The sequence below is a fragment of the Streptomyces yunnanensis genome (assembly GCF_029011865.1).
GTDB lineage: Bacteria > Actinomycetota > Actinomycetes > Streptomycetales > Streptomycetaceae > Streptomyces > Streptomyces yunnanensis.
The window spans coordinates 718,476-734,570 of sequence record NZ_CP095749.1; the positions used below are offsets into that span (position 1 = coordinate 718,476).

Genomic DNA, 16,095 nt, shown 5'->3' on the forward strand with positions numbered 1-16,095 from the left:
GCCCCGGGCGTCCGAATCAAGGCGTAGGTTCGCCCCAATCCTCGGGTGCAGAGCTGTTCAAGCCGAGATCCCCGTGCTGGCATGCACTCGCCACCCCCACCCCTGGTGTGCCCGCACCGCGGGTCCAGGACGACCGGAAGGACGAGCCCATGCTCAGCACGCTCAGTGCTGGTGCCGCAGTGGCATCCTTGCTCCTCGGATCGGCATCCCCCACCACACCGGCACGGTTCGGCGACGATCCGCCGACCGGGCAGATCACCATAACCGTCGCCACGGTCAACGGATCGGGTTGCAGACCCGGCAGCGCCGCCGTGGCCGTCGCCCCCGACAACACCGCCTTCACCGTCACCTACAGCGAATACCTCGCCCAGGCGGGCGGCAGCAGCAAACCGACCGACGCCCGCAAGAACTGCCAGATCGCCCTGAACGTGCACGTCCCACAGGGCTTCACCTACGCCATCGCGCGCGCCGACTACCGCGGTTACGCCTCGCTGGCACCGGGCGCCAAGGGCCTGGAACAGGCGAACTACTACTTCCAGGGCCAGCCGGAGACGGCCCGCAAGAGCCACAGCTTCGCCGGCCCCTACGACACCAACTGGCAGACCTCGGACGAGACCGACGTGGACCAGCTGGTCTACGCACCCTGCGGCGAGGAGCGCTATTTCAACATCAACACCGAACTGAGGTTGGACGGCAGCGGGGCGGACCCCAAGGCCACCAGCTACATGGCCATGGACTCCACCGACGGCAGCATCAACACCCTCTACCACTTCGCGTGGAAGGAGTGCCCCGCGCGCAAGTAGCCGGGACGGAGACCGGCCGGGGCCCGTACGCCGCACGCGTGCGGGCCCCACGCGTGCGGCGGCGGTGTCATCCCGCCACGGCGGGCTCGGCCGGCGCGGTGGCCGCGAGCCGGCGCTCGGCGAGTTCGGTCAGCAGCGCCGCCTGCCGGTACAGCACCCGGTCGTCGAAGACGGCGCGCGGCGAGTGGTTCATCGGCGCGTGCTGCCAGTCGCTGCCCTCGGGGGCGGCGCCCACCAGCAGCATCGCGCCGGGGACGCGCCGGAGGACGTACGCGAAGTCCTCGGAGCCGTTGGTGGGTACCGGCGACTCCCACACCTCGCCGGGCGCGAACAGGTCGCGGGCGGTGGCCACCGCGAAGGCGGTCTCGTCCGTGTCGTTGACGGTGACCGGATAGTGCCGGAGGTAGTCGACCTCCGCTTCCAGGCCGTGGGCGGCCGCGAGGGCCCGCACCAGACGGGGCAGTCCCTCGGCGAGCCGGTCCCGGGCGGATTCGGAATAGCTGCGCACCGTGGCCTGGAACTCGGCGGTGTCGGGGATGACGCTCGCCTTCGTCCCGGCGTGGAAGGTGCCGACGGTGACCACGACCGGGTCGAAGATGTCGAAGGCGCGGGTCACCCAGTTCTGCACCGCGGTGACCATCTCGCAGGCCGCCGGGACCGGGTCCTTGGCCGTGGCCGGCGTCGAGCCGTGGCCGCCCTCGCCCCGCACCGTCACCGTCAGCAGGTCGGAGGCCGAGGTGATGGTGCCGGAGCGGGTGATGACCACGCCGCCGGGCACCTGGTTGGACGCCACGTGCAGCGCGTACGCCGCGTCGAGCGGCTTGCCCGCCGCGTCCAGCACGCCCTCCTCGATCATCGCGCCGGCCCCGTTGTGGCCCTCCTCGCCGGGCTGGAACATGAACACCACGTCGCCGTGCAGGCGGTCCCGGCGTTCGGCCAACAGCCGGGCCGCGCCGACGAGTCCGGCGGTGTGCAGGTCGTGTCCGCAGGCGTGCATCCGGCCGGGGATCTCGGAGGCGTACGGCACGCCGCTCTCCTCGGTGACCGGCAGGGCGTCCATGTCGCCGCGCAGCAGCACCGCGCCGCCGGGCCGCCCGCCGCGCAGGACCGCGGTCACCGAGGTGAGGCCGGTACCCAGGGTGATCTCCAACGGCAGCCCGTCGAGCGCCGCGAGCACCTTCTCCTGGGTGCGCGGCAGCGCAAGGCCCAACTCCGGCTCCCGGTGCAGCGACCGGCGCAGCCGCTCCAACTCGGGTTGCAGTTCCTTGGCGCGCTCCACTGCCGACATGTCGAATCCCACTCCTGTTGCTCCGGGGGTTGCCTGGTACGGTCCGGCCGTACCCGAGTCCAGGCTGAAGGTTGAGCCGACCGGCGGCCCGAATCCGCCGGAAACACGCAAGGAGGTGGCCCGTGGCGCAGGATTCCGGGCCGACCCCCCGGTCCCTGGATCATGTGGACCAGGCCCTGGTGCACGCGCTGCAGATCACGCCGCGGGCCAGCTGGACCCGGATCGGCGCCGTCCTCGGACTGGACGCCGTGACGGTGGCCAGGCGCTGGAACCGACTGGTCGAGACCGGCGCCGCCTGGATCAGCTGCCATCCGGCCCCGGTGCTGGCCGCTTCGGGCCAGGGGTGCCTGGCGTTCGTCGAGATCGACTGTGCTCCCGGCCGACTGCTCGACGTCGCCCGGGCGTTGGCCGCCGCGCCGCACGTGGTGGCGCTCTCCCACGTCACCGGGGACCGCGACCTCCAACTCAACGTCATGGCCCGCGATCCGGCCATGCTCTCCCGTTGGGTGACCCACGACCTCGCCGCGTTGGACGGCGTCCGGGCCGCCCGGACGCACCTGGCCGGCCCGGTGCACACCGAGGGCAGCCGGTGGCGCCTGCGGGCCCTCGGCCGGCACCAGGTCGCCCGGCTCGCCGCCGACGCGTCCAGACACCGCACCGACTCCCCCGCCTTCGTCCTCGACGAGCTCGACCAACGGCTGGTCACCGCGCTGTCCGTGGACGGCCGGGCCACCTACCGCGCGCTGGCCGAGCAGTGCGGCGCCGGCCCCGACACCGTGCGCCGTCGCGTCCAACGGCTCTTCGCCGCGGACATGCTGCACGCCCGGTGCGAGGTCGCCCGCCCGCTGTCCGAGTGGCCGGTCACGGTGAGCTTCTGGGGGCAGGTCCCGGCCGCGAGGCTGCGCGAGGTGACCCGCCGGGTCACCGGGATGCGCGAGGTCCGCCTGTGCGCGAGTGTCATCAGCCGGCACAACCTGCACCTGGTGGCCTGGGTGCGCTCCCTCGACGACGCCCAGCGCTTTGAGGTCCGCCTCGCCGAACGGGCCGCGGACCTGACCGTCACCGAACGCGCGGTCGCGCTCTGGCACATGAAGCACGGCGGCCATCTCCTCGACGAAGAGGGCTACCGGGTCGGCGTGACACCGCTCGCGCTCTGGCGGGAACCGGCGGCGTCACACCCGTAAGACCTTGGGGCCCATGAGGTGGTAGCGGTGGGCCTCGGCGACGGGCAGGCCGGCGCCGGTGACGATCGTCTCCAGGTCGCCGACCTCTCCGAACCGGCAGAAGCTCGCCGTGCCGAACTTGGTGTGCACCCCGGCGAGGACCCGGCGGCGCGCGACACGGATGGCCTGGGCCTTGACCTCGGCGACCGCCGGGTCGGGGGTGGTCAGGCCGTACGTGCGCGAGATCCCCTCGGCGCTGAGGAAGGCCAGGTCGATGACGAAGCCGGACAGCATGTGGACGGCCCAGTGGTCGACGGTGGCCGTCGTGCCCCGGCGGACCCGGCCGCCCAGGAGCAGCACATTGGCCTGGGGGCTCGTCGCGAAGGCGCTGACCACCGGGAGCGAGGCGGTGACGATGGTCAGCGGCCGGTCGCGCGGCAGGGCGTCGGCGATGAGTTGCGGGGTGAAGCCCTCGTCGACGAAGACGGTCTCGGCCTCGCTGAGGAGTTCGGCGGCCGCGGCGGCGATCCGGGACTCCTCCGGGACCCGCGGCGCGGTCCGGGAGACGAGGACGGCCTCGGAGCCCGGTCGCACCATGGGATACGCGCCACCGTGCCGCCGCCGTATCAGCCCGTGGCCCTCCAGGACGTTCAGGTCCCGGCGGACCGTTTCCTTGCTGACGGCGAACTCCTCGGCGAGACGCACGACATCGGCGGATCCGCTGCGCCGGATCAGCTCCAGCATGTCCCTGCGGCGTCCCTCAGCATCCACGGTGTTCCTCCTGCGCGTCCGGGCCACAACGGCGCCCCGACTGGGTGGGGGGTGATTCCAACAAGCCTCGGCTGCGCCGGCCGTGGTGGGCGGCCGAAGCGATCCGTTGTGGCCAGGAACGGGCGGCGGATTCGCCACCGAACGGGCGGGGCACTGGTGAAAACGGTCACCAAGAACACAGACTTCAGGGTGGCACGAACAACGAGCGGAGGTTCCGCTTGACTGCTTCGCGACGCGGACGGGTCGACCGCCCCGCCCTGTCGTGCCGTTGTCACAATGGTTGTCGCGGCGGCGGGGAAAGCCGGCGACCCGTGCCGCACGAGGCACGGGGGAATGTGACGCGCGGGGAACTCCAGCAGGCGGAACGGGGGTTACCGCGAGTATTCGGAGGCCGCTCGCGACCCGTCGCGGGCGCGTCGGGGCAGGGCCCCGGAGGTACACCGCGGACCACAGAAACGGTCAGCGGAAACGATATGACGGGCAGTTTGGTTACGACGGAACGAAAAGTGGCCGGAATCGCGTGCATGAATATTGCGGGTTCGTAACGCGGGAATGGATAAACGCCGACCAGGGCACGAAACGCCCGTGCCGCCGGGCATCGCCCCGTGAGGGGCGGGCGTCGGCGACACGGGCGTGCGGGACAGCGGCCCGACGGTGGCCGGTCGGTGCGGGACGGGCCGGCCGGGCGTCACTTGATGAAGTCGTCCACGACCTTCGGGGGCCAGGTGCCGACGTTCAGGATGCCCATGGAGTAGGCGCGCGAGACGAGCGCGGCGCGGTTGGGCACCCGCAGCTTCCGCAGCAGCCCGGTGACGTGGTACTCCACGCCCTGGCGGCTGAGGTAGAGCCGCGAGGCGAGCGGAATGGTCGACAGCCCGGCCGCGATGCCTTCGAGGATGCGCGCATCGATCTCGGTCAGGAACTTTTTCTGGCTGGTCACGACGCCGGCATCGGCGGCATCGGCGGCATCGGACGAGTCCATGAGCACCAGGATCCCGGCGATGTCCGGGGTTTTGCCGGTGACCGCGGAGGCGGTGAGGGTGCCCGCGAAGGCCGCGTCCTGGGCGCCCACGGCGACCACGTGCGAGGCGAAGCGGTGCCGCTTGCCCTCGATCAGCCGGGAGAACTGGCGCATCAGCGGCTGCTGCACGCTCGGGTGCATCAGGTCCCGGAAGCTGCGGCCGCAGACGTCACCGGCGGAATCGTCGAAGCGGCGGCGGAACTCCTGGTTGGCGTGCTTGATGGTGAGGTCACGGTCGAGGGACGCCATCAGCCCGGGGCCGACGGACTCCCCGGCCGGTGCGGCCTGAGCGGATATCACCCCGCCGGTCGTACGGTGATTCGAGTCAGTGAGGTGAGTGATTGTCACGAGACCGCCATCCTTTCGGATAACCCCCGTCGTTTTTAGCGTTCTGAGAAACGGAATCCAGAATTCGATCGAAGTTCGCCGCGATTCACGCCGAAGAGTTTCGATTTCCGTGAAACGGAGCGTAGTTAGCCACAACTCGGGACGTCAACGCGACACATCTGCGCACCCCTAAATCCGTGGTCCGTACTTGACGAGGTACGGTCCGCAGAGTCACCACTACGGTGGGCCAAAAGTAACATAGGAGACATTGGTGACGGGGTGGATGTACCTGCCCTCGCTTCCGTTTGAGCTTTTGTTGAGGGTCGCCGTCATGACCGGACGGGCGTGCGACAACAGCACCTCACCCACAGGACTGACAGGCACAGAGGATTGTGATCGTCCGGAACGGGACGGCCGCGGGCGTCAACGCCCCGGGAGCGCGTTCACCAACTCGCGGCGGCCGGAGACGCCGAGCTTGCGATAGGCGCTGGTGAGGTGCTTCTCCACCGCCCGGGAGCTCACACCGAGTTCGGTCGCGATGGCCTGGTTGGTCAGGCCCCGGCTCACCAGCGACGCCACCCGCCGCTCACTGGGGGTCAGGGTGGCGACCGGCGGCACGATGACACTGCCCAGACCGTGTTCGGCCCGTTCGGCGAGCCAGGGAACACCACAGGCGGCGGCGATCCCCGCGGCCTCCCGCAACACCGCCTCGGCCTCCGGCCCACCCGGCAGCCGACGCCCGAGGACGACGAGGGTGCGGGCCAGTTCCGTCGCGTAGGACGAGGCGCGGAGGATCTCGACGCTCTCGCGCAGCAGATCCAGTCCCTCGTCCTGCAACAGCCAGCCCTTCAGGCGCAGGGCCCGGCCCAGGTTCGTCGTCGCACCCCACTCCCGGGCCCACCTCAGCTCGTCCTCGGCGAGTTGCAGCGCGGCATCGGTCTCGCCGAGCCGCTGGTGCAGCCCGATTGCATACGGACGCCAGGGCAGCAGCGCGGAATTGCGCCATCCCGCGGTCTCCAGGCGTCGGCCACAGGCCAGCAGCGTGTCCAGGGCGTCCCGCCCCCGGCCGAACTGCACGTCGACGGCGGCCTGGAGCATCTGACCGGTGGCGGTGAGCGCCAGTCCGGCCGGCCGGCGGTCGCGGACCCGTTCCAGTATGCGTTCGCTCAAGGCCGGGTCGCGCAGTTCGAAGGCGACCGCGGCGAACATCATGACGGCGGGTTCCGACCAATCGCCGGCGTCCATGACCAGGGCGCGTTCGACGTGCTCCCGCGCGGCGGCCGGGCGGCCCTGCGTCACCAGGACGAAGGCCCGCTCGGCGGTCAGCAGCACATCGTCCGCGCCGGTCGCGTACCGGCGCCGGGTGTGCTGTTCGCTGGCCAGCCAGGAGGCCACGCCCTGCACGGACTCGGCGACGAACAGCGAGAGCATCACCAGCGGCAACGGGGTGTGGGCGTGGGCGGCGGTGGCCGGCTCGCGTTCGAGGATGCGGTTGCCGGTGTCGGCGATCTCCGCGGCGCTGAGCCGGCCGCTCAGCGCGCCCGCACACAACAGCACGGCGACCAACTCGCGTTCGGCGACGCTGTCCACCGGCGGCCGTGCCCCCATGCGTCGCAGCCGCGCCACCGAGGACGCCAGCTCGACGGGGTTCTCGTGGCCGGAGTGCCGCAGCCACGCCTCCAGGCGCAGGGCGAGTTCGTCGGTTCCCTCCTCGTCCCGCTGCCCCGGGCCGTCGAGCCCGGCGGCGGCCTGCCGCACCAGCTCGACGGCGGACGGGCCGGGGGCGGCGAGCAGGGACGGCGGGATGCGCAACACGGCGGCGGCCCGGTCCCGCGGGGTGTCCAGCAGCGCGACCGCCTGGCTGACGTGGCGTACACAGGCATCGGGGTCGAGGGCGCGCTCGGCGGTGGCCAGATCGATCAGGATGCGGGCGCGGCAGCCGTCCTGGGTACGGTGGTGCAGCAGGGCGCGGCGCAGGTACCGGGCCGCGTCGGCGGGCCGGCCGGCGCGCAGCGCGTTGTGGGCCGCGGAGCGCAGGACCGCCTCCGACCAGGGCCGGCCCGGGTGGACCACGGCCAGCAGATGGCCGGCGACCTGCTCGGCCGGCCGCCCGCAGCGGTACAGCAGATCGGCGGCGGCGTCGTGCGAGCGTTCGCGCTCGTCGAGGGTGAGCAGGGAGTCCACCGCATCGCGGACGACGCCGTGGACGAAGCGGACGTCCCGTCCGGGAGCCAACAGGCCGGCGTCGACCAGGGCGCGGCGGGCACCGGAGAAACCGATTTCATCGACCCCGGCGAGCTGGGCGAGCAGCACCGGATCGCTGTGGTCGCCCAGCGCGGCCACCGCCACCGCGACCTCGCGCACCGGCTGCGGCTGGATCCGCAGATGGCCCGCGAGCCGATCGCGCAGCACCGTCGGGCTCAGCTCCCGGACGGCACCGAAGTGGTCGCCGCCGGGCGGCCTTCCGGTGGCGCGCAGGGCGCTCCGGAAGGCGGTCAGGAACAGCGGGTTGCCCCTGGACGCCTCGTACACGGCGCGCACCAGTGCGTCCTGCGGCGGCCGGCCCTGGGGCCCGGCGAGCAGGACGCGGGTCGCGTCCCGGGACACCGGCGCCAGGCGCAGGACGGTGTGCGCGGCGCCGGCGACCTCCCGCACCAGGGGGTACCTGCCCCGGTGGTCGCCGTCGGCCAGCGTGCACACCAGCAGCGCGCGCAGGCCGTGCAGCCGCCGGGTGAGGTGGGCCAGCCAGCGTAGGGACGGGCCGTCGGCCCACTGGAGGTCGTCGACCAGGATCAGCAGGCGCCGCTCCGCGGAGGCGTCGGCGAGCAGCGCCTGGGCACCCTGGAGGACTGCCTGGGAGACCTCCAGGGCGGGGCCGGTCCCGGTGCGGCGGTCGCCGGCGTCCATGAGCCGGCTGAAGTGCTCTGCCCCGGCGGTGCGTTCGGCCGGCCCGGCGCCGCCCGCCCCGGACAGCAGGTGGTCGAAGAGTTGGCGGGCGATCCCGAAGGGGAAGTCGCGTTCCCGCCAGGCGGCGCTGGCCCGCAGGACGCGGGTGCCGTCGCCGGCCAGCTCCGGTATCCGGCGCAGCAGCGCCGAGCGCCCGCTGCCGAGGGGGCCGGTGATGAGGAGGAGCGAGGAGTCGCCCGCTTCCGCGGCGTCCAGGGCGGCCCGGACCCGGGCCAGTTCGTTCTCCCGCTCAAGAAGCATCCGCGACCGGCCCTTCCAGCGCCTCCAGGAGCAGGTACAGCTCCTTGCGGCCGCCGATCCGCAGCTTGCGGTAGGCGTTGCTCAGCCGGAGTTCCACGGTGCGTCTGCTGACGGCGAGTTGTTCGGCGATCTGGCGGTTGCCGTGGCCGCGGGCGGCGAGCAGCGTAGTGTCCTTCTCCGCCTCGGACAGGTCGCGCCATCCGGGTGGGACGACGGCGGTGGGTGGCGCGGTGGCGACCGGAACGGAGGGGACGGTCAGGGTGCGGGCGGCGGTGGCGAGGCGGCTGGTGGGGTGGGCGGCGGTCATCCGGGCGACCTCCTGCCAGGAGCGTGCGGCCGCGGCGGTGTCGCCGTGGGCCGTCTCGGCGCCGGCCTGGCTCAGCCGGCTCCACAGGTAGGCCAGGCGGGCGGGCGAGTCGCTCAACAGGGCGGCGGCCTCGCGGATGCGTCGGACGGCCCGGTCGCCGTCGTCGTCGAAGAGGCGCCGCGTCGTCAGGCGGGCGATCCCGCGGGCGCTCGCGGTGCCCCAGCGGTCGGCGAAGAACAGCTCCTCGTCCCGCAGCCGGCGCGCCTCCGTCACGTCGCCGAGCTTCAGACACGCCTCGGCGGCCAGCGGGCGCCAACTGAGCATGGCCGGGTTGGCCCAGTGCCGGCGCAGCAGCCAGCGCCCGCACTCCCGCGACAGCCGCAGGGCCTCCTCCCAGTCACCGTCGTCGGCGGCCACCCGGGCGCGGGCGAGCAGCAGGGCGGGCCACCACACGCCCTCCTCGCCGCCGGCGGGTACCGGGGCCTCGGCGAGTTGGCGGGCCCGGTCCGGGCGGCCCGTCTCCATGCTGACGAGGATGCGGGTGGCGATCAGGTTGGGCAGCGCCCGGGGGTGCCAACTCGTCGGCGGCAGGGCGCGTTCGGCGCTGTCCAGGTCGCGTTCGGCGGCCTCCAGCCGGGCCGCGCACAGGTGCATCCGGGCCCGTAGGTTGAAGATGCGGGCGGCCATGCTGCGCAGGTGGGCGCTGCGGGCGGCGGTGAGCATGGTGTCCAGGCCGTGCACCGCCTCGTCGTTGTCGTCGGTGGCGAACAGCGCGGCGCAGGCGGCCAGTTTCGGCATCATCAGGCTCTCGTTCGCCCCGCCGGTGAGGGCGATCCGGGCGAGCTTCCTGGCCTTGTCCGCGTCCTCCCCCGCCGTGGCCAGCTGCCAGGCACGGGCGCCGGCCTGGGCCGGTGGCACCGGCCGGTCGGGCAACCGGGGCACCACGGGGATCATCGGTGCGTCGTCGTCCCGCACGGCGGCCAACCAGAACAGCGCGACCAGTTCCTCCCGGTCGGCCGGCCCGGCGTACGGCAGGGCCTCGCCCGCGGTGCGGCGGACCCATTCGCTGTTGCCCCGGGCGAACCCCAGGTCGATGGCGCGGACCCCCAACCCCCCGCTGGACGACGAGGGGTCGGTGTCCGCGACGGTGCTGCGGACGAGTTCCCCCAGGCGTCGATCGCCCGCTTCCGGCCGGGCGACGGCTTCGGCCGCGGCCAGTTCCAACGTCAACAGGCTGCGCTCCCGGGCGTCGAGGGGTTCCTGCAGGGCGCGGGAGAGGCAGGCACAGGCCCGGTGGTGGTCCTCCCGGCGCAGCGCGGCGGCGAATCCGCGGCGGAGCAGGGGCACGACCCAGGGTGCGCCGAGCGGCGACGACCGCAGCAGCAGATGGGCGACGTCCTCGTCGTTGACACCGCAGCTGTGGGTGAGTTCGGCCGCGCGGACGTACAGGTCGGCGCGCTCCGCGGCGGGCATGTCCTCGATGACGCGTGCCTTGGAGGCGGGGAAGCGGATGTGCACCTTGTCGCCGACGGACACGGTCAGGCCGACGCTCGCCAACAGGGTGCGGATCCGGTCCTCGGACAGGGAGTGCGCGCCGGCGAGGACCCGGACGCGGTGGAAGTCGAGCAGGTCGCCGCAGACGGCCAGGGCCCGCAGGACGGCGTTGACTTCGGCGGGCAGGCCGTCCAGGGCGCGTACGGTGTGGTCGCCGACGACGCCCGCGGTGAGGGCGTGCAGCTCCGGGAGGTGGTCGGCGTCGGCGGGGAGGCCGTGGTCGACGAAGGCGCGCAGGGCGTCCCGCAGGACGGCGGGGTTGCCGGCGGTGGCGGAGGTGAGCGCGGCGATGAACTCCTCGTCGCCGGGGGTGCCGCAGACGGCGCGGACGGTGGCGGCGACCCCGCGGTCGGTGAGCGCGGGCACCACGAAGCGCCGGACGGGCACGGTGTCCCGCGGCCCCGGAACGGTGGGGGCGTTCGGGTCGGTGTCGAAGGCGATGGTGTCACCGCAGCTGCTGGCCAGCACGGCGAGCGGGGTGTCCGGCCCGAGATGGCGCAGCAGGATCTGCAACCACGTCAGCGAGGCCGGGTCCAACCACTGGACGTCTTCGACCACGACGAGGGTGGGTGCCGTGCCGGCGCGCCGCAGCACCTCCTCGATGCCGGGCGCGGGCAGTGGAGGGGGGCCGTCGTGGCGGATCACGGCGTCCAGGGTGCTGCCGTGCGGGCCGTCGAGGGCGGCCAGCAGTTGGAGGACGGCGCCGTAGCGGAGTTCCCGTTCCGCGGGCGTGGCCTGGGCTCGCAGGACGCGCAGCCCGTCGTGCCTGGCCCGGCACGCGCCCCAGCGGACCAGGGCGTTCTGGGCGTGCCCGGGACGGCCGGTCAGGCTGAGCACCGATGGCCGGCCCTGGCCGAGACGGTGCAGGAGGTCACCGATGAGCCGCTGTTCCCGGCCGCATTCGAGGAGCATGGTGGGGTCGCCGTGGGCGTCGGGTGCGCACTGCGGCGTGCAGGTGGTCGGTTGGTTCCGCGCCTTGCTCCGGGGCACCGCTACCTCTCGTCCTGTTCGTCTCAAGCGCGTCCGCGTGCCTGGGAGACCCAGGCCGGCGGCTGCCGACCGGAGGTGGCGGTCCTGGTCTCCAGGACGGCGGAGAGCTCCGCACGTCCGCCGACCCCGAGCTTCCGGTAGACGCTCGTGAGATGGGTTTCGATGGTCCTTACCGTCACGAAGAGGGCTTCCGCGATGGCCCGGTTGCTCGCGCCGGTCACCGCGAGGTCCGCCACCGTGCGTTCCATCCCGGTCAGCATGTCGAGTGGCGAGGCGGTCATCCTGCGTACCCGGCCACCCGCGGTGACCAGCAGTTTTCTGGCGTCGACGCCGAGCTTCACGGCACCGCAGCGCTGGGCGAGGTCGGCGGCGGCGCGCAGGTGTTCCCGGGCGGCGCGCAGGTCGTCGCGCTTCAGGTGGGCGTGTCCGAGGAGAAGTTCGGCCCGGGCCTCCATGGCCCGGGCCGGGGAGTCCGCGAGCAGCGAGACCGCCTCGGTGAGATGGTCGATGCCGGCGCGGCCGGGTGCGGCGACGCCCTGGGCCATAAAGGCCAGTCCGAGGCCGCGCTCCGTTCCCCAACGCTCGGCCAACTCGCTGCCGTATTCGGCGAGTTCGCGTGCCTGGTCGTGGCGGTCCAGGGCCGCCAGGAGCACCGCGCCATCGGCCCACCACGGCACGAACGCCGGGTTGCTGAAGCGCGACTCCTCCAGGGACCGGCCGCAGGCGAGAAGGAGGTCCAGGGCCCCTTGGAAGTCCCCGCGGACCCAGCGGGCGTAGGCGCGGGCCTGGAGGTACCAGTGGTATTCGATGACGAAGCGTTCGAGGCGGGGGCGGGTGATGCCGTCGAGGACGTGTTCGGCGCGCTCGGGCTCGCCGCGGTCGACGAGGGCGGTGGCCAGTGCGACACGGGGCAGCACGGCACTGTCCGCCCAGCGCTCCTCGCCGAGGATCTCGACGGCGGTCTGGGCGTCGGCCAGCGCCTCGGGGAAGGCCCCCACCCCGTGGTGGAGCAGGGCGCGCGTGGAGAGCGCCAGGACGTACGTCCACACGGCCGCGTTGTCCTGGCCGTACTGGAGCATGAGGTCCAGTGCGTACTGCGCGTCGGCGACCTCGTCGGCCAGGGAGAGGGCGAAGGAGGCGGACAGCAGCGACCAGGGTTCCAGCTCGACGCCGGGTGCGCGCAGCGCGCGGCGGGCCTGGTCGACGGCGGATCGGGCGTCCCGGCCGTCCATCGCGGTCAGCACCGTGGTCATGGCCAGCATCTGCCGCTGGGCCGGGGTGTCGCCGGGCGGCATGGTGAGCCGGGCCGCCCGGTCGCGGACCGCGCCGATCGTCACCTTCTCGTCGGCCCCGACGATGAGCAGCACGGATTCCACGAGGGTCCGCAACTCCCGGTCGACGGGCCCTGGTTCGGGGCCCAGTTCGGCGGTCAGCTCGGCGAGCGCGTCCTCCAGCATCCGCACCCCGGACGGGGATTCCTGCACGGCGAGGCAGGTGAAGCCGTACTGGACGGCGACCTGGGCGCGGGTGCGGACGTCCTCGGCGAGGGAGAGCGCTTCCTTGAGGAGGCGCATCGCCTCGGGCGGGTTGATCTCGGCGAGGGCGCGGGCCATCTGGATGCGGACGGCAACGTTGTCCGGCTCCACCTCCAACACGCGGTAGAGGCAGCGCACACCGGCCTCGGGGGCGCCGCGGCTCTCCGCCTGGGCGGCGGCGTCGCGCAGCACCGCGGCCATCCACGGCTGGTCGAGCACCGGCAGCAGCATGAGCTGTCCTGCGAGCTCCTCTGAGGGGCGGCCGGCGTCGCTCAGCAACAGCGCGGCGTTGGTCCGCAGTTCGGCCAGGGTGGGCGGGGCGACGTCGTCGAGCACCGCGGAGCGGACGACGTCATGGACGAAGTCCACGCGGTCGCCGGCCAGGATGCCGGCCCTGCGCAGCACCAACAGGGCCTCGTCGACGGTGGCGGCCGGGACGCCGGCGAGCGCCGCCAGCAACTCGGTGCACTCCGGGCCGAGTACGGCGATGGCACGGGCCACGCCGCGCACCCAGGGCGGCCGACGCTCCAACAGACAGCGCACCGAACGGGCGAGGACATGACTGCCGACCTCGGCGGCCCGGCGCTCTCCGGCGGCGTCCGGTCGGACGCCCTCGGCGCGGAGTTCGTCGAGGAGGCGGGCGAGGGCCAGCGGATTGCCGCCGGACACGGCGGCGACCCGGCTGACGAACGGCGGTGCGGCCGTGGTCCGGAAGACGCGACGCACCATTTCGCCTATGTCGTCGGGGCCGAGCGGGCGCAGGCCGAGCACGGTGGGGCGGCGCTGGGCGGCGATGTCGGCGAGCACCGCGGGCGCGACCGGTTCGGCCTCGCTGCGCCAGGCCAGGACGACCAGCAGCGGCAGGTCCTCGGCGCGTCGCAGCAGGAAGTCGATCCAGGCCAGGGAGCGTTCGTCGCACCAGTGGACGTCGTCGAGGACGAGGACGAGCGGCCGTTGGGCCATGAGGCGGGCGGCGAGCCAGTACAGGCCGTGCAGCACCGGGTAGGCGGCCGTGGCGGCGTCGGGGCCGGCGGGGTCTGCGGTGAGTGCGGGCAGCGCGCGGGCCGCCAGGCCCTCCAGGAGGGGCGAGCGCCGGGCGTCGCCGCCGCTCAGGCCGAGCCCGCCGAGGAGTTCGCGCACACCGCTGTACCCGGCGCCGGCGACGGTCTCGCCGCAGGTGCCGTACAGCACCGTCATACCGCGGCAGACATCGCTCGCCGTGAAGGACCGCAGCAGACTGGTCTTGCCCATGCCGGCGGGCCCGTGGAGCAGGACCAGGCCCGCCCGCCCGTCGCGGGCGGCCGCGGCGTGCCGGGCGAGGGTGCGCAGTTCGTCGTCGCGTCCCACCAACGTGGTCAGTAAGCCGGAAGAACCCGACTGCTTCCGCATCACGCGTTCCTCCACGTGGGGTGAGAACAGGAGCCGACCTCGCGCCGACGCGTACCAGGACCACGGCCGTCCGGCGCACGCAAAACCGGACGGTCAGGATGGATGCACCAGGAGCGAACGAGTGGCACGCTCCGTACATGCCCCATCACAAGATCATATAGTGCGGGCTGGAGTAAATGGGCAGCACCTGTCAGACATTTGACGTTTTCCGAATGGTCCCCTCCGGGACATCCGACCGGCCGGGCAAGTCGTCCGCACGCCCGCGTACGCACGCGGGACGGTGCTCCGCGGGCGCACGCAACGCGCGTCGCCGGATGGCGTGGTGCCGCCTCAGACGGCGCGGGGTGTGCGGCAGACCGGCACCGCCGGCCTGCCGCAGTGCGCCCGCTAGGGTCTGTCGTCAAACTCCCGTCGTTCGCCCGGAGGGCGGGCCTCGCGGCGTCTGGTGCGTGCGATCTCAAGGCGGAGGGTCATCCCGGTACCGGGCGTACCGGGATGAGCCCGACAACGCAGCATGGGGGTCCCCCCGCGCCCTTAAGGCGTGGGGGAGTGCATGCCAGGCGTCGCGAGGCAGGCGGGAGTTCGACGACAGGCCCTAGCCGTTGGCGGCGAGGTGCGCCCGGAGCAGATCGATGATCGCCGGGGCCTCGGAGCTGACGAAGAAGTGCCCGCCGGGAAGCACCTTGAGGTCGAAGTCCCCGGTGGTGTGGCCGCGCCACGCCTCCGCCTCGTCCAGGGAGGTCTTCGGGTCGCGGTCGCCGGTGAGGACGGTCAGCGGCGCCCGGACGGTGACGTCGGGCGGGCAGCGGTAGGTCTCGATGGCCTGGTAGTCGCTGCGGATCGCGGGCAGGATCATCCGCAGGATCTCCTCGTCGCCGAGCAGCGCGGTATTGGTGCCGGCGAGCAGCTTCAGCTCCTCGACGATGCCGTCGTCGGACCGCCGGTGCACGGCCTCGTCACGCACCCGGGAGGGGGCGCGGCGCCCGGAGGCGAACAGCCGGACCAGGTCACCGCCGTCGGCCTCGAAGCGCCGGGCCACCTCGAAGGCCAGGGTCGCGCCCATGCTGTGCCCGAAGAACGTGCTCGGCCGCTCCTTCAGCAGGGGGCGCAGCGCGTCGTAGACCTGATCGGCCAAGGTCGCGAGGTCGCTGACACCGGCTTCCTTGCGCCGGTCCTGGCGCCCCGGGTACTGGATCGCGAACACCTCGGCAACCGAGGACAGTTGGGCCGACACCGGGAAGTAGAAGGAGGCCGAGCCACCCGCATGTGGGAAACAGAAGAGCCGGACGGGGGCGGCCGGTGCTGGATGGAAGCACCGGGCCCACAGGCTCTCCTCGGTGGACGTGGTCATGGGGGGACCTCCTAGGGACGAACCAAGCGGCACGCACCGCCGGGCGCCAGCGGGGAGACGCCTCGGCCGGGGACCTGCCGTGACATCCCGCGCACGCCGTCACTGCCGTACGGACACGTGATCACACCGTAACTCCATGGCCCGCGAACGGTTTTCCGAGCCACGGAATTCATTGCACATGATCGGGCTGTGGGTGTTTCCCTAGTTCTTTCCCTTTCTTTAGAAGAGGCCGGTTTGACGCTCCCGGTGGCCGGAATCAAGCGTCCGACCACCGGGCCCCGGTTTCCCACCGAAGCGGAACGACTCACTACGGAACCACTGCGGAACAGGTCACTGCGGAACAGGTCACTGCGGGACAGGTCACTGCGGAACTGCTCGTGCGGAACGGC

The 16,095-nt window shown here is 72.8% G+C and carries 9 protein-coding genes; 2 read left to right on the forward strand and 7 right to left on the reverse strand.

The window, feature by feature from the left end; genetic code table 11:
* Window positions 1-149 precede the first annotated feature (149 nt).
* Window positions 150-803, forward strand: a complete 654-nt coding sequence (locus MOV08_RS03205) for a DUF4360 domain-containing protein (protein ID WP_039629346.1) — start codon at window positions 150-152, stop codon at window positions 801-803.
* 67 nt (window positions 804-870) lie between these two features.
* Here the strand turns inward: MOV08_RS03205 and MOV08_RS03210 are convergent, their stop codons facing one another.
* Window positions 871-2,091 (reverse strand): M20 metallopeptidase family protein, encoded by a 1,221-nt coding sequence (locus MOV08_RS03210; protein WP_275306111.1) that lies wholly within the window; start codon window positions 2,089-2,091, stop codon window positions 871-873.
* Between the two features lie 122 nt (window positions 2,092-2,213).
* On the opposite strand from MOV08_RS03210, the gene MOV08_RS03215 reads away from it, so the two are divergent.
* The gene (locus tag MOV08_RS03215; RefSeq protein ID WP_052286450.1) at window positions 2,214-3,275 is read left to right on the forward strand and encodes an Lrp/AsnC family transcriptional regulator; all 1,062 of its coding nucleotides are present in this window, start codon (window positions 2,214-2,216) and stop codon (window positions 3,273-3,275) included.
* Here MOV08_RS03215 and MOV08_RS03220 read toward each other — a convergent pair.
* The 6 genes from MOV08_RS03220 to MOV08_RS03245 form a co-directional block, all read right to left on the reverse strand.
* Window positions 3,264-4,025, reverse strand: coding sequence for a DeoR/GlpR family DNA-binding transcription regulator (locus MOV08_RS03220; RefSeq protein WP_275306113.1), 762 nt, complete (start codon window positions 4,023-4,025; stop codon window positions 3,264-3,266). The two genes, MOV08_RS03215 and MOV08_RS03220, sit on opposite strands and share 12 nt — an antisense overlap.
* Window positions 4,026-4,713: 688 nt before the next feature.
* Window positions 4,714-5,295, reverse strand: coding sequence for a PAS and helix-turn-helix domain-containing protein (locus MOV08_RS03225; protein ID WP_039640042.1), 582 nt, complete (start codon window positions 5,293-5,295; stop codon window positions 4,714-4,716).
* Between the two features lie 501 nt (window positions 5,296-5,796).
* Window positions 5,797-8,580 carry an ATP-binding protein gene (locus MOV08_RS03230; protein WP_275306114.1) on the reverse strand — a complete coding sequence of 928 codons (2,784 nt, stop codon included), beginning with the start codon at window positions 8,578-8,580 and terminating at the stop codon, window positions 5,797-5,799.
* Entirely contained in the window at window positions 8,570-11,431 is a 2,862-nt protein-coding gene (locus tag MOV08_RS03235; protein ID WP_275306116.1) for a LuxR C-terminal-related transcriptional regulator, read from the reverse strand. The genes MOV08_RS03230 and MOV08_RS03235 overlap by 11 nt, the downstream gene beginning before the upstream one ends.
* 23 nt (window positions 11,432-11,454) lie before the next feature.
* Entirely contained in the window at window positions 11,455-14,355 is a 2,901-nt protein-coding gene (locus MOV08_RS03240; protein ID WP_275306118.1) for a helix-turn-helix transcriptional regulator, read from the reverse strand.
* A gap of 595 nt (window positions 14,356-14,950) precedes the next feature.
* On the reverse strand, window positions 14,951-15,706 hold the full coding sequence (locus tag MOV08_RS03245) for a thioesterase II family protein (protein WP_039629354.1): 756 nt from the start codon (window positions 15,704-15,706) through the stop codon (window positions 14,951-14,953).
* Between the last annotated feature and the right edge of the window lie 389 nt (window positions 15,707-16,095).

Coding starts and splice junctions, on each gene's coding strand:
- MOV08_RS03225 (WP_039640042.1), bottom strand. CDS start 5,295: ATGGCGTCCCTCGACCGTGACCTCACCATCAAGCACGCCAACCAGGAG.
- MOV08_RS03230 (WP_275306114.1), bottom strand. CDS start 8,580: ATGCTTCTTGAGCGGGAGAACGAACTGGCCCGGGTCCGGGCCGCCCTG.
- MOV08_RS03205 (WP_039629346.1), top strand. CDS start 150: ATGCTCAGCACGCTCAGTGCTGGTGCCGCAGTGGCATCCTTGCTCCTC.
- MOV08_RS03240 (WP_275306118.1), bottom strand. CDS start 14,355: ATGCGGAAGCAGTCGGGTTCTTCCGGCTTACTGACCACGTTGGTGGGA.
- MOV08_RS03245 (WP_039629354.1), bottom strand. CDS start 15,706: ATGACCACGTCCACCGAGGAGAGCCTGTGGGCCCGGTGCTTCCATCCA.
- MOV08_RS03210 (WP_275306111.1), bottom strand. CDS start 2,091: ATGTCGGCAGTGGAGCGCGCCAAGGAACTGCAACCCGAGTTGGAGCGG.